This window comes from Streptomyces sp. ISL-100 (assembly GCF_018614615.1).
GTDB lineage: Bacteria > Actinomycetota > Actinomycetes > Streptomycetales > Streptomycetaceae > Streptomyces.
Window position 1 is genome coordinate 84,867 of the sequence record NZ_JAGGOK010000042.1, and the last position, 20,153, is coordinate 105,019.

The following is a 20,153-nucleotide window of genomic DNA, read 5'->3' on the forward strand; positions in this document are numbered from 1 at the left end:
GAGCGGAGCTAACCGGGAGAACCTGCCTTGAGTCGTGAAACTGACAGTTCGTCCTCCGGCCCCCAGGGGCGTGGCGGAGCCGCGTACCCCTCGGGCACGCCGCCGTACGGATCCCGCCAGTATCCGTCGTCGCACCCCGGGCAGGACGGCCCGCAGGGCACCGCCGAAGCCGCCGGACCGGCGGAGCCGGACGAGCCCAGGACCGAGACCACGCTGACCACGCGCATCCGGATCAACATCCCCGGGTCGCGGCCGATCCCGCCGGTCGTCATGCGTACGCCCATGGGCGACGTGGACCCGCCCTCCTCGCCCGCGAACGGCGAGCGCACCGGCAGCACGCCGCGCCCGCCCGAGCCTTCACGGGACACCGCGGCGACGGCGCTGCGGGACGAGCCCGGCTCGGCGCCTGGATCCGGTTCGGGCTCCGGCTCGGGCTCGGGCTCCGGCGAGGACAAGCCGCCGGCCAGCGACTGGTTCGCGCCGCGGAAGTCGTCGGCCGGGCCCACGCCGCCGGCCGCCCCCGCCGCACCGGCCCCAGCTTCGTCTGTCCCGTCGCAGGGCGGCGGGCAGCGCCCCGACCTCCCGTACTTCACGCCGGAAGAGCCGCAGCGCCAGGGCGCCACCGCGCCCCTGCCGCGCCGCAGCCCCGGCAGCTCGCCCGGCGCGCCGGCCGCGAACGGCCTCGGCGCGGGCCCGCGCCAGGCCGGCCCTTCAGGTCCCGTCGGCCCCTTGGGCTCCGTGGGCCCCTCGGGCCCGACCACCGGACCGGCCACCGGCAGCTCCACCTTCCCCGGCCCGACGATCGGCAGCTCACCGTTCCCCGGTCCCGTCTCGGGGCCGCCGCGCATGACCGACGACACGGCGGTACTGACCCCGCAGAACCCCGCCGCCGGTCCTCCCACAGGCGGCAACGTCTCCGGTGACACGCTGACCAGCGGCATCCCCGTGGTCCAGCCGGCCGACCGGCACTCGCCGTTCGCCCCGCCGCAGGCCGACGCCCGCTTCGCACCGGACCTGACGCCCCACCACCCGGGCGACCCGACGCCCCCGGCTCCGGGCCCGGCCGCGCCGCCTGCTTCCTCCTCGCCCTCCGCCCCCGCCAAGAAGGGCCGCTCGAAGCTGGTCCTGGTGGCCGTGGCGGTCGTGGGCCTGGCCGGAGTGGCCTACGGCGCGGGACTCCTGATGAACCACTCCGACGTACCGAAGGGCACCACTGTCCTCGGCGTGGACATCGGCGGCGGCACAAAGGAGGAGGCGGTCGGCAAGCTCGAGGGCGCCCTGGGCAAGAGCGCTGCCACCCCCCTGGTGCTCACCGTCGACGGCAAGCAGACGCAGCTCGCTCCGTCAAAGGCCGGTCTCTCCCTGGACAGTCAGGAAACCGTGCGCGGCGCCGCGGGCAGCGACTACAACCCCGCCTCCGTGATCGGCTCACTCTTCGGCGGCGAGCGCGTCGCCGAGCCGGTGATCCTGGTCGACGAAGAGAAGCTGAGCGTCGCGCTGGCCGACCTGGCGGGTACCTCGGGCACGGCCAGCGAGGGCACGATCAAGTTCGTCCCCGGCAAGGCGATCGCCGTACCCGGCAAGGCGGGCAAGCAGCTCGACGTGGCCCGCTCGATGATCCGGGTCAAGGACGCGTACCGCGCCCAGGTGGAAACCGGCAAGCCGAACACGGTGGAGCTGCCGGTCGCCACGAAGGCCCCGACGATCGGCCAGGCCGAGCTCGACCGGGCCATGCGGGAGTTCGCGAAGCCCGCGATGTCCGGCCTGGTCACGATCAAGGCGGGCGGCAAGCAGATCCAGTTCGGCCCGGCCAGGTCCCTGCCGAAGATCCTCTCGATGAAGCCGATCGACGGCCGCCTGGTCGAGGTCTACAACAAGCCGGCGATCGACCAGCTTCTGGAGGGCGTGTTCGACAACATCCAGATCACCAAGGGCGACGGCAAGAAGCACCCGGTCACCGTGGACGACGTGGCTTTCGCCATGCGGACGGCACTGGTGGGCAAGACCCCGGCGGAGCGCGTCCAGGAGATCAGCCTCAACCCGAGCTGACAGTGGTGATGGTTCCGGGTGCCGGGCCCTACGGGAACGGCATTCGGGACTGCACGATTTAGGCGCGACGCGGGGGGCCCGAAAGCATCCCCGGCGTCCTGCCCACACATCACGCTTTACGTCCCGGACACCGCTCCCCACGGTCCCGACCCCCTCCCGCCGTCACGGGGTGCGGTCACAAAACGCAGCCGGACCACTGGTGGCCGGGTGGCCTTGGCGGCCTCGACCGGGAACAACTCGCACTCGCCCACCGGCGGGAGGGGGCGGGTCGCGCAGGGGGTGGTGTTCGGGACGTAGAGCGTGATTTGTGCGCAGGGAGTGGACTTCGTACAAAGGGCGCTGCTGGGCGGCTGAATCATGCAGTCCCGAACACCGCCCCCGGAGCGGCACGCCCCCGGCACCAGACACCGCCGCCGGAGCGGCACCTCCCGGCACCAGACACCGGCCCCCGGAAGCGGCGGCACGCCCCCCGGCACCAGAACCGGGGGCTCAGTTGAGCCGTGCCCGAGCCGCCCGCGCCCGCCGGCGGATCGTCTCCGCCGACGTGGGGTCCACCGCCGCCACCACGTCCGCGTACGCCTCCATCTCCGCCGCTCCGCCCAGGAAATCCCCCCGCTGCACCAGCAACTGCGCCCGCTCGAACCGCAGCCGCGCCGCATGCGACGGCAGCAGCAGGGACAGCTCCACCGCCCACAGCTGGACGTCCGTACGCTCCGGGCGGGCCGACGCCCACGCCCGGATGTTGTTCAGGATCCGCAGCACGATCTCCAGCGGATCGGCCGGCGCCAGCATTGAGGGATCCAGCGGTTCCCCCGTCGCCCCCGCCACCAGCAGCTCCGCGTCCGCCCCGGTCAGCAGCCGCCCCCCGTCGAACGGGTCGACCAGCACCTGCTCCTCCCGGGAGCCGAAGCCCACGACGAAGTGCCCCGGCAGAGCGACCCCGTACACCGGCGCACCCGCCCGCCGGGCCACCTCGATCCACACCACCGACAACAGAATCGGCAGCCCGCGCCGCCGCCGCAGCACCTCGTGCAGCAGCGAGGACTCCAGCCGCTGGTAATCCCCCGGCGTCCCCCCGAACCCGCACCGCGCCCCCAGCAGTTCGGAGACGGCCGACGCCCATCCCCGCGCCCCGCCGGGGCGAAACGGCAGCAGGCCCGCCAGCCGGTCGAGTTCGATCTCGGCCGCGTCCATCCCGGCCTCGTCCAGCGAAGCATCCGCCTCCGCGCCCACGAGCAGGCACAACAGCGCGAGGTCCGGCCGCTCGGCGCGGGCCTGCTCTGCGAACCGCTGACGCAGTTCGTGTTCGGTGGGTCGTCCCATACGCGCTTTGTACCCGCCTAGGCCGGTCGGAAGTGGGAGTAGCTGTGGTGAGTGGCGAAGCCCATGCCGTCGTACAGCGCCCGCGCGCCGTCGTTGTCGGCCTCGACCTGGAGCCACGCGGCCGACGCGCCCTCGTACAGCGCGCGCCGCGCCAGCGCCGTCATCACCGCACTGGCGATCCCCTGCCGCCGGTACGCCGGATCGACCTCGACGGCCATGAACCCGGCCCACCGCCCGTCGACCACGCACCGCCCGATCGCGGCGGGCACCTCACCTTCGCCGGGGACGGACGCGAACCACACCGAGGGCCCGCTCTCCAGGACCTTGAGCACGTGCGCCCCCGGCTCCTGGAACCTTTGGTACCGCGCGAGCCAGCCCGCGTCGCAGGCCCGCTCCAGCCGCACCCGGGAGACGTCCGCGTCCAGATCCGCGATCGGTGCGAGCGCGGCGATCCGTACCTCGGCGGTGACTTCGCGCGTCCACCCGAGCTGCTCCAGCTCCGCGGCGAGACGTTCCTGAGTGCCCTCGGCCCCGGTGGAGACCTGGACGTACGCGGGAAGCCCGCGGGCCGCGTACCACTCCCGTACGCGCTCCAGCGCCGCTCCGACGGGCATCCCGGGATCACCGAGCGTCAGCGCCGAGTTGGCGCGCCGCGTGAAGCCTTGGGCGGCGCGCAGCAGCCACTCGCCGAGCGGCTCGCTCTCGACGGGCTGCCAGGCGCGTGCGCAGACCCGCGCGAGCTCCTCGAAGGTCGCGGCGGGACCGCGTCGGCGGGCCGGGGCGGACGGCACGACCTTGCCCGCGACCAGGGCGGATTCCGCGATGTGGACGGACTCGCCGTCGCGGCGTGTGATCGTCAGCACACCGCTGTTCCAGGAGGTGAGAACACCAACCGTGTCAGTGAACCTCGCCCCCGGCACTCCGGCTTCGTCCAGGCGCCTGACTGATACACGTTTGCCCACGTCATCAGGCGAAATACGGACCTCGAGTCGTCCGCCGGTAGTGAATTCCACAGTTCTGCCCGCCCCTCCTGTTCGGATCGTGCCCGGGAACGGAGATACTAGAGGCGGGCATCGACGACGCCGCGCTCCCGCGCGCCACGTGGACGGAGCCGCAGATCGGCCCGCCGCGCCCTATCGAGGAGGAACGACAGCGTGACCTACGTCATCGCGCAGCCTTGTGTCGACGTCAAGGACAAGGCGTGCATCGAGGAGTGCCCGGTCGACTGCATCTACGAGGGCTCCAGGTCCTTGTACATCCACCCGGACGAATGCGTCGACTGTGGTGCCTGTGAGCCGGTCTGCCCGGTCGAGGCCATCTTCTACGAGGACGACACCCCGGAGGAGTGGAAGGACTACTACAAGGCGAACGTCGAGTTCTTCGACGAGCTCGGCTCGCCCGGTGGTGCTTCCAAGCTCGGTCTGATCGAGCGCGACCACCCCTTCATCGCAGCGCTCCCGCCGCAGAACCAGTAAGCGGCGAGGCAAGTGCGCCGCCCCGGTCCCGTACGGCCTTTTCCGCCGTACGGGACCGAGGCGTTTCCAGAGCCAGAGACAAGCCAGAGATAGACGAGAAAGCGATCCACCGTGTCCGCAGTCACTGACCGTCTGCCCACCTTCCCCTGGGACAAGCTGGAGCCGTACAAGGCGACCGCTGCCGCCCACCCGGACGGCATCGTGGACCTGTCCGTCGGCACGCCCGTCGACCCGGTCCCCGCGCTGATCCAGCAGGCTCTCGTCGCGGCAGCGGACTCCCCGGGCTATCCGACGGTGTGGGGCACGGTCCGGCTGCGGGACGCGCTCACGGGCTGGGTGGAGCGGCGCCTCGGCGCGCGCGGTGTGGCGCACACCAACGTCCTGCCGGTCGTCGGCTCGAAGGAGCTGGTGGCCTGGCTGCCGACGCAGCTGGGTCTGGGCGCTGGAGACCAGGTGGCGTACCCGCGGCTCGCCTACCCGACGTACGAGGTGGGCGCACGGCTGGCGCGCGCCGAGCCGGTCGCGTACGACGATCCTGTCGCGGACCTCGACCCCACCCGCGTCAAGCTGCTCTGGCTCAACTCGCCCTCGAATCCGACGGGCCGCGTCCTGGCCAAGGACGAGCTGACCCGGATCGTGGCGTGGGCGCGCGAGCACGGCGTGCTGGTGTTCAGCGACGAGTGCTACCTGGAGCTGGGCTGGGAGGCCGAGCCCGTCTCTGTACTGCACCCGGATGTGTGCGGCGGTACGTTCGAGGGCCTCGTCGCCGTCCACTCGCTCTCCAAGCGTTCCAACCTGGCCGGGTACCGAGCGGCGTTCCTGGCGGGTGACGCGAACGTCCTCGGCGACCTGCTGGAGATCCGCAAGCACGGCGGCATGATGACGCCGGCGCCCGTCCAGGCGGCGACGGTCGCGGCGCTCGGCGACGACACGCACGTGGCGGAGCAGCGGGAGCGGTACGCGGCCCGGCGGGCGGCGCTGCGCGGGGCGCTGGAGGCCCACGGCTTCCGGATCGAGCACAGCGAGGCGAGCCTGTACCTCTGGGCGACGCGTGACGAGCCGTGCTGGGACACGGTGGCCTACCTGGCGGAGCTGGGCGTCCTGGTGGCCCCGGGCGACTTCTACGGGCCCGCCGGAGGCCGTTTCGTACGGATGGCGTTCACGGCCACCGACGAGCGCGTCGCGGCGGCGGTCAAGCGCCTCGGCGGCTGACGGGCGGTGTACGCGGAAGGGGCCCCGGGGGGTACGAACTCCCCGGGGCCCCTCCTGCGTGCGTACGGACTAGCCGAGCGGCAGGCCCGTGCTGGGCAGGGAGCCGGTCGGCAGGCTGCCGCCGGCGGGCAGGGCGTCCGTGGGCAGGCCGCCACCGGCCGCGGTCTTGGTGGTGTCGCCGAGGACCTCACCGACGCTTCCGGCGACGTCACCGGCAGCCTTCTGCGCGACGGGGGTGGCGGTCTTGCCGGCCTTGCCGACGGTCTTGCCTACGGCCGGGACAGCCTTCTTGACGGCCTTGCTGCCCGTGTCACCCGCTGCCTTGGAGCCCTTCTGTGCCGCGCTGTCGACGGAGTCGCCGAGACCGGCGCCGTCCAGGGCGGTCAGGCCGCCCAGGTTCGGGGCGGCGGTGGGAAGGTCAGCGGCGCTCGCGGCGCCGGCGGCACCGACCACGGAGGTTGCGCCGGCCGCGACAAGCAGTGCGGCGCGGGCGATCCGGCGGGTCAGGGGGAGAGACATGGTGCTCCTTAGGCGGGAGAGACGTTGATGGAGACGGTCTGTCCGACGATCAGACGCCATGACAACCGCTGAAGGGGTGGGAGAGGTTGCGGCGCGCCAAGGTAAAGAGTTTGCAATGCGTCGCATTATCGGCTCCGGATGAACCCGGGCAAATGGCCCGTACCGGGAAGGGGTGCCGGAGGCTCGGATCCCTTTGTTCTCCGGGGAATTGGGGAACGGAGGGGTGAGGGTCCGCAGGCGTGTGCGCAACCATGGTGCGGCGGGGTCCGCTTACCGCTTTCGGGTGATCGTCCGCACTATTGCGCGGTGGTGATCCGCACCTCTGCGGAGCCGTTCTGCGCGTTTCCGGACTGCCATGGCTGTCCGGAATCACCTGAATCGCCGGTGGCCCACACGCGGCCGGCGTAGGCGACCTCTTCGATGTGGAGCTCGGCGGCGTGGGCGACGGCCCAGTGCGCCAGCTCCCAGCCGCGCCGGTCGCCGGCGGTGCTGCCGGACGTCGCTGCCTGCGCGGCGGGTACGGGCACGGTCACGGTCGCGGCGGCCGGGGTGCTGCCGAGCTTCGCGCTTGCACCGGCTGCGCCTGCCGTGCCCGTTTCGTCCTGGGATCCGGCGGCCTGGGCCTTGGGCAGTACATCGGGCCCGAAGTCCCGTATCAGCGCGGCCCGTACGTCGTCCGGCTTCCCCGGCTGCGCGTCGCGCGGCGCCGAGCAGGTCAGCGACGCGGGCGCCCGCCCGGTGAGCGCGGCGGCCAGCAGCGCCGCGTCCGGCTCGTGCTTCGCGTACGCCTGCGGGAAACCACTGCGCTGGACGCGCTGGGCGGCGACGGTCAGCGGCAGCCGGGAGTAACCGGGGACCTTCTCCAGGTGCTCGTAGAACTTCTCGGACGAGTAACCGGGATCGAGGATCTGCTTCGGCGTGCCCCAGCCCTGCGAGGGACGCTGCTGGAAAAGGCCGAGCGAGTCGCGGTCGCCGTACTTGATGTTGCGCAGCGCCGACTCCTGGAGCGCGGTCGCGAGCGCGATCGTCACTGCCCGCTCCGGCAGCCCGCGCGACGTGCCGACAGCGGAGATCTTCGCGGCGTTGACCGCCTGCTCGGGGCTGAGCTCGTACGTCGTCCCGTCGCCCTCGGCGGAGCGCACGGTGCAGCGCGGTGCGCCCCCGCCGCCGGTCACGTACTGCGCCACCAGATACCCGGCCAGCGCGAGCAGCACGGCGACACCCGCCGCGATGCGCAGGGGGCGGCCGCGAGTTACGGAAGAGGTGGACTCAGGCACGCTGCCTAAGGTACTGGAGGCCGTTCCCGGCCTGCCGGGGGGACGACCCCGTCGCCTTCCGGCCGGGGACGGTTAGGCTCGTGGGCATGGCCGAAACACCGCTTGACCTCTTCCAGGACGCCCCCGCGCTGACCGCCCGGCTCATCGACTTCCCGTCGGTGAGCGGCAGCGAGAAGGCCCTCGCCGACGCCGTCGAAGAGGCGCTGCGCGCACTGCCGCACCTCACCGTCGACCGGTACGGCAACAACGTGGTGGCCCGTACGAACCTGGGGCGCGCCGAGCGAGTCGTGCTGGCCGGGCACATCGACACCGTCCCGATCGCCGACAACGTGCCGTCCAGGCTCGACGAGAACGGCATCCTGTGGGGCTGCGGTACGAGCGACATGAAGTCCGGGGTCGCCGTTCAGCTGCGTATCGCCGCGACCGTCCCCGAACCCAACCGGGACCTGACCTTCGTCTTCTACGACAACGAAGAGGTCGCCGCGCACCTGAACGGCCTCGGGCACATCGCCGATGCCCATCCCGACTGGCTGACGGGCGACTTCGCCGTACTCCTCGAACCGTCCGACGGGCAGGTCGAGGGAGGCTGCCAGGGCACGCTGCGGGTGCTGCTGCGGACGGTGGGGGAGCGGGCGCACTCGGCGCGAAGCTGGATGGGCTCCAACGCCATTCACACGGCGGCGCCGATCCTGGCCCGCCTGGCGGCGTACGAGCCTCGGCGGCCCGTGATCGACGGCCTGGAGTACCGCGAGGGTCTCAACGCCGTCGCGATCGAGGGCGGTGTCGCGGGCAACGTCATCCCCGACGCGTGCACGGTGACGGTCAACTTCCGTTACGCGCCGGACCGCAGCGAGGCCCAGGCGCTCGCGCACGTACGCGAGGTCTTCGCGGGCTGCGACATCGCGGAGTTCGTCGTGGACGACCACTCCGGGGCCGCTCTGCCCGGCCTTTCGCATCCGGCCGCCGCGGCGTTCATGGCGGCGGTGGGCGGCACCGCGCAGCCCAAGTTCGGCTGGACCGACGTCTCGCGCTTCAGCGCGGTCGGGGTTCCGGCGGTCAATTACGGTCCGGGGAACCCGCTTCTCGCGCACAAGCGGGACGAGCACGTGGCCGTCGAGCGAATCACGCACTGCGAGGAGCGACTTCGCGCCTGGCTGACTGCCTGAATTTCACTGTTCGTCACGTGTGTGGACCTACGCTGTCCGGACAATGTTCGGCACGGAGGGAGTACGGCATGGCGATTCCTGAAGAGGAGCGGGTACCGGAAGAGCAGCGTCTGGGGCCTGTGGTGCGCCGCGGCGACCAGATCCAGCCGGGCACGACCGACCAGCGGCTGCTGGACTCCAACGGCGATACCAGCTGGGTGCACACGGACCCGTGGCGGGTCATGCGGATGCAGGCGGAGCTGGTGGACGGTTTCGGCGCCCTCGCCGAACTGCCGCCCGCCATCAGCGTCTTCGGCTCGGCGCGCACGCGGCCCGGCACGCCCGACTACGAAGCGGGCGTGGAACTCGGCAGGGGGCTGGCCGAAGCCGGGTTCGCGGTGATCACGGGCGGTGGTCCGGGCGCGATGGAGGCGGCGAACAAGGGGGCGCGGGATGCGAGGGGCATCTCGGTCGGGCTCGGGATCGAGCTGCCCTTCGAGCAGGGCATCAACCCGCACGTCGACATCGGCGTGAACTTCCGCTACTTCTTCGTCCGAAAAATCATGTTTGTGAAGTACGCGCACGGCTTCGTGGTCCTGCCGGGCGGACTCGGCACGCTGGACGAGCTCTTCGAGGCCCTGACGCTGGTCCAGACCCGCAAGGTCACGCGCTTCCCGATCGTGCTCTTCGGTACGGCGTACTGGGGCGGGTTGGTGGACTGGCTGCGCGACACGGTGATCGCGCAGGGGAAGGCGTCGGAGCGGGATCTGCTGCTGTTCCACGTGACGGACAGCGTGGACGAAGCGGTGGCGCTGGTCTCGAAGGAGTCGGAGAGGTAGCACTGCGGGCCCTTGCCGCTGCGCGGGCGCTCTCAGCCCCGCCGGCGTTTGAGGAGCGGGGTCCGGGGCGGGCGCCCCCACGCGGCGGAGCCGCAAAAATGTCACAGCCGGGAAGGGGCGGGGCGGCTCAGGCCAGCCCCCGCCGCGCCACCGCCGGGGCCCGGTGGCCCGCAATCGACGCCACCATGTCCAGCACCTGCCGCGTCTCCGCAACCTCGTGCACCCGATAGACCTGCGCCCCCAGCCACGCCGAAACCGCCGTCGTCGCGAGCGTCCCCACCACCCGCTCTTTGACCGGCCGGTCAAGCGTCTCGCCGACGAAGTCCTTGTTGGACAGCGAGACCAGGACAGGGCGGCCCGTCGCCACCATCTCGCCCAGCCGCCGCGTCGCCTCAAGGCTGTGCCGGGTGTTCTTGCCGAAGTCGTGTCCCGGGTCGATCAGGATCGCGTCGCGCCGTACGCCCAGCTTCTCCGCCCGCTCCGCCAGCCCGACGGTCACGTCGAGGATGTCCGCCATCACGTCCTCGTACGTGACCCGGTGCGGCCGCGTCCGCGGCTCCGCGCCGCCCGCGTGCGTACACACCAGGCCCACGTCATAACGGGCCGCGACCTCCGCCAGCCGGGGATCGACGCCGCCCCACGCGTCGTTCAGCAGGTCCGCCCCCACCTCGCAGACCGCCTCACCCACCTCGTGCCGCCACGTGTCGACGCTGATCACCACGTCCGGGTGCCGCCGGCGCACCTCGGCCACGAAACCGACCGTGCGCCGCGCTTCCTCGGCGGCGCTCACTTCTTCGCCCGGCCCGGCTTTCACGCCGCCGATGTCGATGATGGCGGCCCCCTCCGACACCGCCTGCTCGACGCGGGCGAGCGCGGGCTCGTCGTGGAACGTCGCCCCCTGGTCGTAGAACGAATCCGGGGTCCGGTTCACGATTGCCATGATCACCGGCTCGTGCGCTCCGAACTCGCGCTGTCCCAGCCTGAGCACCGTGTTTCCTCCTCGCGTCGGTCGCCTGCGACCTTAACTGTCAGTGCCGCATGGCACGATCGGGACTGGACAGTTTCCGCTTTGCGCGTGCCCCGGGGAGACCTCGTGTTCTTGTTCTTGGTTGTGGCGATGGTGGTCGTGGTCGCCGCGGTCACCCTCGCTGTGGTCGGCGGAGGCGGCGGCGACAGCGGCGGGGTGCTGCCCGAAGCGGTGCCCGAACGCCTGGTGGACCCGCTGCCCGCGACGCGCCCGGTGGGCCGCGCCGACGTCGAGGCGCTGCGCCTGCCGCAGGCCCCCCGCGGCTACCGGATGGCCGACGTCGACGACGTGCTCGGCCGCCTCGGCGCCGAGCTGGCCTGGCGGGACGCGCGGATCGCCGAGCTGGAGGCCGCGCTGGCCGGTGTCCAGGCCAGGGCGGTCGGCGGCGCGGACCTCTTCAAGGACGACCGCCTCAGAAACGAGCCGGACGAGGGGCCGCAGTCATGATCGGCGGAGTCGATCCGGGCCCGGACGGCGGCCTGCGCTGCCCGTGGGGCCTGTCCACCAAGGAATACGTCGCGTACCACGACGAGGAGTGGGGCCGCCCGGTCCACGGCGACGACGCGCTGTACGAACGCCTCTGCCTGGAGGCTTTCCAGTCCGGTCTGTCCTGGCTGACGATCCTGCGCCGGCGCGAGGGTTTCCGTACCGCCTTCGCCGGTTTCAAGATCGCATCGGTGGCGAGCTTCACCGACGAGGACGCCGCGCGCCTGCTCGCCGACCCCGGGATCATCCGCAACCGCGCCAAGATCGAGGCGACCCTCGCCAATGCCAGGACGCTCGCCGGCTGGCAGGCCGGCGAGCTGGACACCCTGATCTGGTCGTACGCCCCGGACCCCGCGACGCGCCCGGCCCCGCGGACGATCTCGGACGTTCCCGCGATCATTCCGGAGTCCGTCGCGCTGTCCAAGGCGCTCAAGAAGCGCGGCATACGTTTCGTCGGCCCGACGACGGCGTACGCGCTGATGCAGGCGTGCGGTCTCGTCGACGACCACCTCGCACAGTGCGTGGCGCGCGGCGGGGCGGCGCGGGCCTAGCGGGACCGGCGTGCTGTCACCGGGCTGTCACCGGCCGACGTACTGCGGCTTCTCCTTCGCGATGAACGCCTGCACCGCGATGGTGTGGTCCTGCGACGCGCCCGCCTTCGCCTGCAGTTCGTCCTCCTTTTCGAGGGTCTCGCCGAGGGTGTGGCCCGCGCCGTACGCCAGGGACTCCTTCAGGGCGGCGTACGCAAGTGTGGGGCCGGCGGCCAGCGTGCGGGCGACGGCCGCGGCCTCGGCGGCCAGGTCGGCGGCGGGCACCAGCTTGTTGGCGATGCCCAGGTCGAACGCCTCCTGTGCGGAGATCGAGCGCGGGAAAAGCAGCAGGTCGGCGGCGCGGCTCTGGCCGATCAGGCGCGGCAGCGTCCACGAGACCCCCGAGTCGGCGGTCAGCGCGACCCCGGCGAAGGACGTGTTGAAGGCGGCCGTGTCGGCGACGACCCGGTAGTCGGCGGCGAACGCGAAGCCCGCACCGGCGCCCGCGGCGACACCGTTGACCCCGGCGACGACGGGCTTCGGCATCTCGGTCAGGGCCCGCACGATGGGGTTGTAGTGCTCGCGCACCGTGCTCATGGTCTGGCCGGAGCCCGACTCGCGGTCGGCGGCGAGCGAGGAGATGTGCTCCTTGAGGTCCTGGCCCACGCAGAACGCCCGGCCGGTGGCGGTCAGCAGGACCGCCCGTACCGCCGGGTCGGCCGCCGCGGCCTGCACCGCGTCTCTCAGGGCGACCTTTGCCTCGGTGTTCATGGCGTTCATGGCGTCGGGACGATTGATCGTGATCGTCGCGAGTCCGTCGGTCACCTCGTAGAGCACGGTGTCGGCCATTGATGGGTCCCCTTTTGCGGCTTGGGCAGGCATGTTGTGCCCAGCATGGCGGAGATCACCGGGGCTGCACATGTGACCTGCGTCTAACGATGTGAGGTCGGTGGGGGCCCGGCGGCGGCGAAGTATCGCAGGCTGACCGCCGAATTGAGTGGTTTTGAGAGAGCGCGTTGCACAAGCGATGCCGAGCGATGTTGGTCATTGGGGTCCGCCATGCGGGATAATGACCTGGAAGCAATGTGTTCGATGCCGGTGACACAGCTGCCCGACACGGGGCCGCCGGCTGCGATGAGCTGGTTTCAGGAAGGGGAACGAGCATGGCGGCCATGAAGCCGCGAACGGGCGACGGCCCGCTCGAGGTGACCAAGGAGGGGCGGGGCATCGTCATGCGCGTTCCGCTCGAAGGCGGCGGACGACTTGTCGTCGAGCTGACTCCGGATGAGGCCGATGCGCTCGGCGACGCTCTGAAGAAGGTCGTCGGCTGACGCGGAAGCGCCCAAACTTTTCACTGCCCCGGTACGCCGCAAGCGTGCCGGGGCAGTGCTATGTGCGGGGGGGTCTGCCGGCCCCGGTCAGCTGCGGCGTACTCCGCAGAGCAGGCCGTCGCCCACCGGGAGCAGCGTAGGGACGAGCCGGTGGCTCTCGCGCACCTCGCGCAGCAGCTCGCGCAGGCGCAGGACCTCCGGCGGCTGCGCCGCGGAGTCGACCGTGCGGCCGTCGGCGAAAACGCCCTCGAACACGACGATTCCGCCGGGCTTCAGAAGGCGCAACGATTCAGCGAGGTAGTCCATGTACTCGAGACGGTCGCCGTCGCAGAAGACGATGTCGTACCCGCCGTCGGCGAGGCGGGGGAGTACGTCCAGGGCGTTCCCGGGGATGAAGCGCGCGCGATTCGCGGCGTAGCCGGCCGCTCGGAACGCCTCACGGGCGAACTGCTGCCACTCCGGTTCCGGGTCCACCGTGGTGAGTACGCCGTCGGGCCGCATCCCGCTGAGCAGATAGATGCCGGAAACGCCCGTACCCGTACCGATTTCGGCCACCGCCTTGGCGTCCGCGGTGGCAGCGAGAAGCCGCAGCGCGGCACCGGTTCCCGGTGACACCGGGCGGAGTCCTGCCTCCCGGGCCCGATCACGCGCCCAGTGCAGGGCTTCGTCCTCGGCGACATAGGCGTCGGCGAACGCCCAGTTCGTCTGCCGGTTGGCGGTAATGGCCCTCTCCTGTCCCCGTAGTTGGCGCACCCGTGACTGTATCCGCTGACGTCGGGAACCCGCAGATGGGACCGGGCGTTGAAAGAGGACAGGGGGAGACATGGATCAGGACCGCATGCGGCTTCCAAATTCGCGTAAAGATGCTTATCCGGAGCTAACGGGCGAGGTGGCTATGGTAGGGGCTCCACTGGACACCACCAGAGCCGATAGGGGAGGTGCGGCTGCGCCTGTGGATCGGGGAGGAGTGCTGCGGCGCTTTCTCAGGTCGGCGGGTGAGCCGAAATCCGTGACCGACATTGCTGACCGCACACCTTCCACGTACTCCGCGCAGACCGCGACGTTCGCCTCAGATGCGGAATCTCAGGCGTGGACCCCTCCCACTTGGGAGGAGATCGTCAGCACGCACAGTGGTCGCGTCTACCGCCTTGCCTACCGCCTGACCGGTAATCAGCACGACGCCGAGGATCTCACCCAAGAGGTGTTCGTCCGCGTCTTCCGGTCGTTGTCGACGTACACGCCCGGCACCTTCGAGGGCTGGCTGCACCGCATCACGACCAACCTGTTCCTGGACATGGTCCGCCGCAAGCAGCGCATCCGCTTCGACGCGCTCGGCGACGACGCGGCCGAGCGGCTGCCGAGCCGCGAGCCGTCCCCGCAGCAGGTCTTCAACGACACCCACTTCGACGCGGACGTGCAGCAGGCGCTGGACACCCTCGCCCCCGAGTTCCGTGCGGCGGTCGTGCTCTGCGACATCGAAGGCCTGTCGTACGAGGAGATCGCCGCGACGCTGGGCGTCAAGCTCGGGACCGTACGCAGCCGGATCCACCGTGGTCGCTCCCACCTGCGCAAGGCTCTGCAGCACCGGTCTCCCGAGGCGCGTGCCGAGCAGCGCTCGCTCGCGAGCGTGGGCAGCGGCGTCACCGTGGTGGGCGGAGAGGGCGGAGTCGAGTGAGTGGCACCCGACCGACCTCTGCCGAACAGCACCTGGGGGACCGGCTGGCCGCCCTGGTGGACGGCGAGCTGAGCCATGACGTCCGCGAGCGCGTCCTGTCGCACCTGGCGACCTGCGCCAAGTGCAAGGCGGAGGCCGACGAACAGCGCCGCCTGAAGAGCGTCTTCTCGACGACCGCGCCGCCGCCGCCTTCCGAGGGACTGCTCGCCCGTCTCCAGGGACTGCCCGGAGGCGGCCCCGGGGGTGACGACAGCGACGGCCCAAGGCCGTTCGGACAGGGCGGCTTCGGAAACGGGGTCTTCGGCCCCGACACCCCGCGAGCGAGACCCGGCAGACCCGGCAACAACTTCGACTTCGAGTACGCACCGGCCGCCGGGCACGTCGGCGTGCTTCCCGGCGCCGCGCCCGGGCGTGGCTTCCGCATCCATGACGTGGGCCGCGCCGAGGCGGAGCGTTCCGGCGGGCGCGGGAGGCGGCTGGCCTTCGCGGCAGCGAGCGCCGTGTCGCTCGCGGCGTTCGCGCTCGGCGGCGCCATGCCGGTCGGCTCCGTCGGCGAAACCACCGCGAGGGGCGGCGGCTCGGGTAACAACGTCACGCCCCAGCGCGCGCCAAGCCCGACCGGTGTCGTCGCGGAGAACAACCGCCGCCGCAGTACGGGCAACAGCCTCCTCGCAGCCAGTGCCAGTGCGAGCGCCGGTTCCAATGCCGGAACCAACGCCGCCGTGCCGTCCAGGCTCCTAGGAGCGGGGACGGGGCAGGGCGGCGCGCAGGGGCACGCGCTGACGCAGCCGTTCTCGGCGCCCGCACTCACCGGTCAGACCCCCCTGCCGCTGATACGCCGGTCGGGTTCCGCCCTGGCGCTGGCGTACGCCCCCGGCCACCGTCCGTCGGTGACCGTGCCGCTGTCGCTGTCGCTGCCGCCGCTTCAGTCGGCCACTCCTTCACAGCCCGGACTGCCCGTTTCTCCCTGAGACTGGTTGAATCCTGGGAGGGGTGCCCCCGTGGGGGCACGGACAACGAGGTGGCACGGCCCTGCGGGCGTGCTCGTGGGGTTGCGGGGAGAGCATGGACGAGGGCAAGCCCACCGGGCCGAAGGCAAAGTGGTGGAGCCGTCCCGAACCGGAGCGGGAGCCGGCGCAGTCCGCCGTGGATTCGGAATCGGAATCGGATGCGGTCCGCGCGGCCGAAGTCGCCGTGGCTGTCCCGCAGCCGCGTCCGCAGCCCCTGCACGCGCCCGATCCGTACGCCACGCCGCCGTACGGAGGCCCGGGGCCCTGGGCGCCCGCGCCGCCCGTGCAGCGCCCGGTGCCGACCCCGCCGCACGGCACGTTCGTACCACCGGGAGCACCGGGAGCACCGGGAGCACCGGGAGCGCACGCGGCGCCTGTGACGAACGGGGCTGGAGTGGCCATGGCGCCGCCCCAGCAGCCCCAGCCCTCGCAGTGGCTGCAGTACGACCCCTGGGGCGTGCCCCAGCAGCCGCTTACTCACCCCGGTGACCCCGCGGGCGGCAGCCGGCCGAAGAAGGGCCGCCGGGGCACGCTGCTCGTCGGGGCGCTGCTGGTCGCCCTGGTCGCCGGCGGCATCGGCGGCGGCGTCGGGGCGTACATCGAACGCAACGGCGGCATCGCCCGCGTCGAACTGCCGCAGGCGCAGCAGGAGGACTACAAGGGCCGCGCACCCGGCAGCGTCGCGGGCATCGCGGCCAGCGCCCTGCCGAGCGTCGTCACGCTGCACGTCAGCGGGGCCGGCGAGCAGGGCACGGGCACCGGCTTCGTACTCGACGCCAGGGGCCACATCCTCACCAACGACCACGTCGTGGAGCCCGCCGGAGCCGACGGCACCATCAACATCACCTTCAGCGGCGGCCAGACCGCGAAGGCGAAGCTCGTCGGCAAGGACAGCGGCTACGACCTTGCCGTCGTCCGGGTCATCGGGGTCGACGGCCTGAAGCCGCTGCCCCTGGGGAACTCGGAGAACGTCCGGGTGGGTGACCCGGTGGTGGCCATCGGCGCGCCGTTCGACCTTCAGAACACCGTGACCTCCGGGATCATCAGCGCCAAGGAGCGGCCCATCACCGCGGGCGGCGAGAAGGGCGACGGCAGCGACGTGAGTTATGTGAACGCGCTCCAGACCGACGCCCCGATAAACCCGGGCAACTCCGGCGGTCCGCTGGTGGACGCCCACGCCCGGGTCATCGGCATCAACAGCGCCATACGCGCGGCGGACAACAGCGCGGGCCTCGAAGGCAGCCAGGGCGGCAGCATCGGTCTGGGCTTCGCGATCCCCATCAACCAGGGCAAGCGCGTCGCCGAGGAGCTCATCAACACCGGGAAGGCGACGCACCCGGTGATCGGTGTGACGCTGGACATGAAGTACGCGGGCGACGGCGCCCGCGTCGGCACCAAGGGCGCCGAAGGCCCGTCGGTCACACCCGGCGGTCCCGGCGCCCGCGCCGGGATCAAGCCCCGCGACATCATCACCGAGGTCAACGGCCAGAAGGTGCACAACGGGCAGGAGCTGATCGTCAAGATCCGCGCCCACCGCCCCGGCGACCGGCTGGAACTGACCGTGGTGCGCGCGGGCGAGGAGCGCACGGTGTCCGTGACGCTCGGCTCGGCGGACAGCGACTGAGAGACGGGCGCCCGAGTGTTACGTGAAGGTACCGTCCGGACAGTTTGGGCGGGTACCGTGGACCGGGCCCGGACCGGTCCTCTGCCTGCGGCGGGGAGGCCCACCGACCCGCGGGCGCGGAGAACCCAAGGAGCAACAAGGTGTTCAGTGACATAGGCGCACTCGAGCTGGTGACGCTCGTGGTTCTCGGCGTGCTTGTCTTCGGGCCGGAGAAGCTGCCGAAGCTCATCCAGGACGCCTCGGGGATGATCCGTAAGCTCCGTGAGTTCTCCGAGAGCGCCAAGCAGGACATCCGCTCCGAGCTGGGCCCGGAGTTCAAGGACTTCGACTTCGAGGACCTGAACCCCAAGACCTTTGTCCGCAAGCAGCTGATGGACAACGACGACCTCGGGCTCAAGGAGATCCGCAGCAGCTTCGACCTCAAGAGCGAGATGGCCGAGGTCGCGGACGCGGTGCACGGGCGCGACAGCGGGTCGTCGGCCGCATCGGCGAGCGGTTCGAACGTTTCGGCCGGCAAGGCGAACCTGTCGAAGGACTCCACCGGCATCCCCGACCTGCTCAGGAAGCGCGAAAGCCCCGCTCAGGCCGAGCGGCCGCCGTTCGACGCCGACGCCACCTGAGCCCTGCCCTTCCCTACGAGCCGCACCAAGGTGGATATCCTCCATCTGTCCGGATGTGAGGACGCCCGAGGGGGGCGGGCCGTATCCGGACGCCACGGAACAAGGAGGCGGCCGGATAGATGGAGACCACGAGTCGGGTCGGAGCGCAGGGAGCACCCCTGACGCCCAGCACGTCCACAGCGGAGGGGGTGCCAGCAGCCCGGCGTACGGTCGACGGCTATCTGCGGGCACCTTTCCCCTGGTACGGACTGGATGACGCGTTCACCGGGCCCCGCTGGCTGATGCAGGTCGGCACGGCGGCGGACGGCACGGTGCAGCACGGTTCCACGGGCCACGGCGAGGAGCCGTCGATACGGCCCACCGCCGCCGACGATGGCCAGGAGAAGGAACGCTTCGCGGTGGTTGTCACCGTAGCCAGCAGCCCCGTGCGGCGCAGCGGCGACGGTACGGGCGTACTGGAGGCCACTTCGGTCTCCTCCGCCGCCTGGCTGGCCGGTTCGGGCCTGCTCCTGTCCACCTGGCCCGCCCAGCTGGACCACTCGCTGCGAGACGACTGGCTGGACCAGCAGACCGAGACGGCCTTCGAGCTGGCCGACGACCTGTCGGGGCCGGCCTGGTCGTCGCTGTCGCTGCCGGTGGACGGCGTACCGACGCCCTTCCACTACCGCGAGTCGGAATACGGCTGGGTGCTCGCGGGGGCCGGGCAGGACGGCGTGATCCTCGGGGCGTACGGGCGCGGGATGAGCGCGTACGGGCTCGGGTTCTCGGTGGTCAAGGACATCACGACGTACGACCAGGACTGAGCGCCGAGAGGCGGCTGTACGACGAAGGGGGGCGCCGCTCGCTCGGAGCGGCGCCCCCCTTCGGATGCGTCAGAACTTGTTGCGCGGGGTGATGCCCAGCGACATGCCCGACAGGCCGCGTGCGCGGCCGCCCAGCTTGCCCGCGATCGTGCGCAGAGCGGCGCCCGCCGCCGAGTCCGGGTCGCTGAGCACGACGGGCTTGCCCTCGTCGCCGCCTTCCCGCAGCCGTACGTCGATGGGGATGGAGCCCAGCACCGGCACGTTCGTACCGGTCGTCTTCGTCAGCCCCTCGGCGACCTTCTGGCCGCCGCCGGAGCCGAAGACGTCGACCATCTCGTCGCAGTGCGGGCACGGCAGGCCGGACATGTTCTCGACGACGCCGACGATCTTCTGGTGGGTCTGTACGGCGATGGAGCCGGCCCGCTCGGCAACCTCGGCCGCCGCCTGCTGAGGCGTCGTCACGACAAGGATCTCGGCGTTCGGGACAAGCTGCGCCACCGAGATGGCGATGTCACCGGTGCCCGGCGGCAGGTCGAGCAGCAGCACGTCCAGGTCGCCCCAGTACACGTCCGCGAGGAACTGCTGGAGCGCTCGGTGCAGCATCGGCCCGCGCCACACCACGGGAGCGTTGCCCGGGGTGAACATACCGATCGAGATGACCTTCACGCCGTGCGCCGACGGCGGCATGATCATGTTCTCGACCTGGGTGGGCCTGCCGTCCACGCCGAGCATGCGCGGCACGCTGTGGCCGTAGATGTCCGCGTCGACGACGCCGACCTTCAGCCCGTCCGCCGCCATCGCCGCGGCCAGGTTGACCGTCACCGAGGACTTGCCGACGCCGCCCTTGCCGGACGCCACCGCGTACACGCGCGTCAGCGAGCCGGGCTGGGCGAAGGGCACCTCGCGCTCGGCGGTGCCGCCGCGCAGCGCGCCCGCGAGCTCCTTGCGCTGCTCGTCGCTCATCACGTCGAGCTCGACGGAGACGCTTGTCACACCCTCGACGCGCTCGACCGCCTCGCGCACGTTCTTCGTGATGGTCTCGCGCATCGGGCAGCCGGAGACGGTGAGATAGACCGCGACGGCAACCGCGCCGTCCGCCCCGATCTCCACCGATTTGACCATGCCGAGGTCAGTGATCGGTTTGTGGATCTCGGGGTCGTTCACCGTCGCCAGTGCTTCGCGCACCGCGTCTTCCATAGCCATACGCC

The 20,153-nt window shown here is 71.4% G+C and carries 21 protein-coding genes; 13 read left to right on the forward strand and 8 right to left on the reverse strand.

Annotated elements, in window-relative coordinates:
• The first annotated feature begins 27 nt into the window (after positions 1-27).
• The gene (locus tag J7E89_RS19725) at positions 28-2,049 is read left to right on the forward strand and encodes a hypothetical protein (protein WP_214975291.1); all 2,022 of its coding nucleotides are present in this window, start codon (positions 28-30) and stop codon (positions 2,047-2,049) included.
• A 489-nt stretch (positions 2,050-2,538) separates the two neighbouring features.
• Here J7E89_RS19725 and J7E89_RS19730 read toward each other — a convergent pair whose 3' ends face one another.
• Positions 2,539-3,372, reverse strand: a complete 834-nt coding sequence (locus J7E89_RS19730; RefSeq protein ID WP_214975292.1) for a transglutaminase-like domain-containing protein — start codon at positions 3,370-3,372, stop codon at positions 2,539-2,541.
• Between the two features lie 17 nt (positions 3,373-3,389).
• Positions 3,390-4,385: a GNAT family N-acetyltransferase gene (locus J7E89_RS19735; RefSeq protein WP_214975293.1), complete on the reverse strand. Its 996-nt coding sequence runs from the start codon at positions 4,383-4,385 to the stop codon at positions 3,390-3,392.
• A 141-nt stretch (positions 4,386-4,526) separates the two neighbouring features.
• Between J7E89_RS19735 and fdxA the strand changes: the two genes are divergently transcribed.
• Together fdxA and J7E89_RS19745 are read left to right on the forward strand one after the other, a co-directional pair.
• A complete protein-coding gene (fdxA, locus tag J7E89_RS19740) occupies positions 4,527-4,847 on the forward strand; it encodes a ferredoxin (protein WP_018089397.1) in 321 nt (106 codons plus the stop codon).
• A 111-nt stretch (positions 4,848-4,958) separates the two neighbouring features.
• Positions 4,959-6,059, forward strand: a complete 1,101-nt coding sequence (locus tag J7E89_RS19745) for a bifunctional succinyldiaminopimelate transaminase/glutamate-prephenate aminotransferase (RefSeq protein WP_214975294.1) — start codon at positions 4,959-4,961, stop codon at positions 6,057-6,059.
• A 69-nt stretch (positions 6,060-6,128) separates the two neighbouring features.
• On the opposite strand, the gene J7E89_RS19750 is transcribed toward J7E89_RS19745, so the two are convergent.
• Both J7E89_RS19750 and J7E89_RS19755 read right to left on the reverse strand, forming a co-directional pair.
• The gene (locus tag J7E89_RS19750) at positions 6,129-6,578 is read right to left on the reverse strand and encodes an ATP-binding protein (RefSeq protein ID WP_214975295.1); all 450 of its coding nucleotides are present in this window, start codon (positions 6,576-6,578) and stop codon (positions 6,129-6,131) included.
• A gap of 296 nt (positions 6,579-6,874) precedes the next feature.
• Positions 6,875-7,855 carry a heavy metal transporter gene (locus J7E89_RS19755; RefSeq protein ID WP_308315533.1) on the reverse strand — a complete coding sequence of 327 codons (981 nt, stop codon included), beginning with the start codon at positions 7,853-7,855 and terminating at the stop codon, positions 6,875-6,877.
• Positions 7,856-7,941: 86 nt separating this feature from the next.
• Between J7E89_RS19755 and dapE the strand changes: the two genes are divergently transcribed.
• Both dapE and J7E89_RS19765 read left to right on the forward strand, forming a co-directional pair.
• Positions 7,942-9,021 (forward strand): succinyl-diaminopimelate desuccinylase, encoded by a 1,080-nt coding sequence (dapE, locus tag J7E89_RS19760; RefSeq protein WP_214975297.1) that lies wholly within the window; start codon positions 7,942-7,944, stop codon positions 9,019-9,021.
• Between the two features lie 68 nt (positions 9,022-9,089).
• The gene (locus J7E89_RS19765; protein WP_214975299.1) at positions 9,090-9,839 is read left to right on the forward strand and encodes a TIGR00730 family Rossman fold protein; all 750 of its coding nucleotides are present in this window, start codon (positions 9,090-9,092) and stop codon (positions 9,837-9,839) included.
• Between the two features lie 127 nt (positions 9,840-9,966).
• Here J7E89_RS19765 and folP read toward each other — a convergent pair whose 3' ends face one another.
• Positions 9,967-10,827: a dihydropteroate synthase gene (gene folP, locus J7E89_RS19770; protein WP_214975301.1), complete on the reverse strand. Its 861-nt coding sequence runs from the start codon at positions 10,825-10,827 to the stop codon at positions 9,967-9,969.
• A gap of 105 nt (positions 10,828-10,932) precedes the next feature.
• Between folP and J7E89_RS19775 the strand changes: the two genes are divergently transcribed.
• Positions 10,933-11,313, forward strand: a complete 381-nt coding sequence (locus J7E89_RS19775; RefSeq protein WP_214975303.1) for a DivIVA domain-containing protein — start codon at positions 10,933-10,935, stop codon at positions 11,311-11,313.
• Positions 11,310-11,903, forward strand: coding sequence for a DNA-3-methyladenine glycosylase I (locus J7E89_RS19780; RefSeq protein ID WP_214975305.1), 594 nt, complete (start codon positions 11,310-11,312; stop codon positions 11,901-11,903). The genes J7E89_RS19775 and J7E89_RS19780 overlap by 4 nt, the downstream gene beginning before the upstream one ends.
• Before the next feature lie 27 nt (positions 11,904-11,930).
• Here the strand turns inward: J7E89_RS19780 and J7E89_RS19785 are convergent, their stop codons facing one another.
• On the reverse strand, positions 11,931-12,731 hold the full coding sequence (locus tag J7E89_RS19785) for an enoyl-CoA hydratase-related protein (RefSeq protein WP_214975307.1): 801 nt from the start codon (positions 12,729-12,731) through the stop codon (positions 11,931-11,933).
• A 314-nt stretch (positions 12,732-13,045) separates the two neighbouring features.
• Here J7E89_RS19785 and J7E89_RS19790 point away from each other — a divergent pair, with 314 nt between their 5' ends.
• Positions 13,046-13,213, forward strand: coding sequence for a DUF3117 domain-containing protein (locus J7E89_RS19790; RefSeq protein ID WP_003966491.1), 168 nt, complete (start codon positions 13,046-13,048; stop codon positions 13,211-13,213).
• A gap of 87 nt (positions 13,214-13,300) precedes the next feature.
• Here the strand turns inward: J7E89_RS19790 and J7E89_RS19795 are convergent, their stop codons facing one another.
• A complete protein-coding gene (locus J7E89_RS19795) occupies positions 13,301-13,966 on the reverse strand; it encodes an O-methyltransferase (RefSeq protein WP_214975309.1) in 666 nt (221 codons plus the stop codon).
• Between the two features lie 142 nt (positions 13,967-14,108).
• On the opposite strand from J7E89_RS19795, the gene sigE reads away from it, so the two are divergent.
• The 5 genes from sigE (at position 14,109) to J7E89_RS19820 (ending at position 18,945) form a co-directional block, all read left to right on the forward strand.
• Positions 14,109-14,888 carry an RNA polymerase sigma factor SigE gene (gene sigE, locus J7E89_RS19800; protein WP_214975311.1) on the forward strand — a complete coding sequence of 260 codons (780 nt, stop codon included), beginning with the start codon at positions 14,109-14,111 and terminating at the stop codon, positions 14,886-14,888.
• The gene (locus J7E89_RS19805; RefSeq protein WP_214975313.1) at positions 14,885-15,859 is read left to right on the forward strand and encodes an anti-sigma factor; all 975 of its coding nucleotides are present in this window, start codon (positions 14,885-14,887) and stop codon (positions 15,857-15,859) included. The genes sigE and J7E89_RS19805 overlap by 4 nt, the downstream gene beginning before the upstream one ends.
• A gap of 94 nt (positions 15,860-15,953) precedes the next feature.
• Positions 15,954-17,522, forward strand: a complete 1,569-nt coding sequence (locus J7E89_RS19810; protein ID WP_214975316.1) for a S1C family serine protease — start codon at positions 15,954-15,956, stop codon at positions 17,520-17,522.
• Positions 17,523-17,662: 140 nt separating this feature from the next.
• Positions 17,663-18,142: a sec-independent translocase gene (locus J7E89_RS19815; protein WP_214975318.1), complete on the forward strand. Its 480-nt coding sequence runs from the start codon at positions 17,663-17,665 to the stop codon at positions 18,140-18,142.
• A 119-nt stretch (positions 18,143-18,261) separates the two neighbouring features.
• Positions 18,262-18,945, forward strand: coding sequence for a hypothetical protein (locus tag J7E89_RS19820; RefSeq protein ID WP_214975320.1), 684 nt, complete (start codon positions 18,262-18,264; stop codon positions 18,943-18,945).
• 69 nt (positions 18,946-19,014) lie between these two features.
• Here the strand turns inward: J7E89_RS19820 and J7E89_RS19825 are convergent, their stop codons facing one another.
• Positions 19,015-20,148, reverse strand: coding sequence for an Mrp/NBP35 family ATP-binding protein (locus J7E89_RS19825; protein WP_214975322.1), 1,134 nt, complete (start codon positions 20,146-20,148; stop codon positions 19,015-19,017).
• Positions 20,149-20,153 lie beyond the last annotated feature (5 nt).

What these genes read in the sequence shown, in the direction of transcription:
- J7E89_RS19730 (WP_214975292.1), bottom strand. Translation starts at nt 3,372, where the DNA reads ATGGGACGACCCACCGAACACGAACTGCGTCAGCGGTTCGCAGAGCAG.
- J7E89_RS19750 (WP_214975295.1), bottom strand. Translation starts at nt 6,578, where the DNA reads ATGTCTCTCCCCCTGACCCGCCGGATCGCCCGCGCCGCACTGCTTGTC.
- dapE (WP_214975297.1), top strand. Translation starts at nt 7,942, where the DNA reads ATGGCCGAAACACCGCTTGACCTCTTCCAGGACGCCCCCGCGCTGACC.
- J7E89_RS19765 (WP_214975299.1), top strand. Translation starts at nt 9,090, where the DNA reads ATGGCGATTCCTGAAGAGGAGCGGGTACCGGAAGAGCAGCGTCTGGGG.
- J7E89_RS19780 (WP_214975305.1), top strand. Translation starts at nt 11,310, where the DNA reads ATGATCGGCGGAGTCGATCCGGGCCCGGACGGCGGCCTGCGCTGCCCG.
- J7E89_RS19785 (WP_214975307.1), bottom strand. Translation starts at nt 12,731, where the DNA reads ATGGCCGACACCGTGCTCTACGAGGTGACCGACGGACTCGCGACGATC.
- J7E89_RS19790 (WP_003966491.1), top strand. Translation starts at nt 13,046, where the DNA reads ATGGCGGCCATGAAGCCGCGAACGGGCGACGGCCCGCTCGAGGTGACC.
- sigE (WP_214975311.1), top strand. Translation starts at nt 14,109, where the DNA reads ATGGTAGGGGCTCCACTGGACACCACCAGAGCCGATAGGGGAGGTGCG.
- J7E89_RS19810 (WP_214975316.1), top strand. Translation starts at nt 15,954, where the DNA reads ATGGACGAGGGCAAGCCCACCGGGCCGAAGGCAAAGTGGTGGAGCCGT.
- J7E89_RS19820 (WP_214975320.1), top strand. Translation starts at nt 18,262, where the DNA reads ATGGAGACCACGAGTCGGGTCGGAGCGCAGGGAGCACCCCTGACGCCC.
- J7E89_RS19825 (WP_214975322.1), bottom strand. Translation starts at nt 20,148, where the DNA reads ATGGCTATGGAAGACGCGGTGCGCGAAGCACTGGCGACGGTGAACGAC.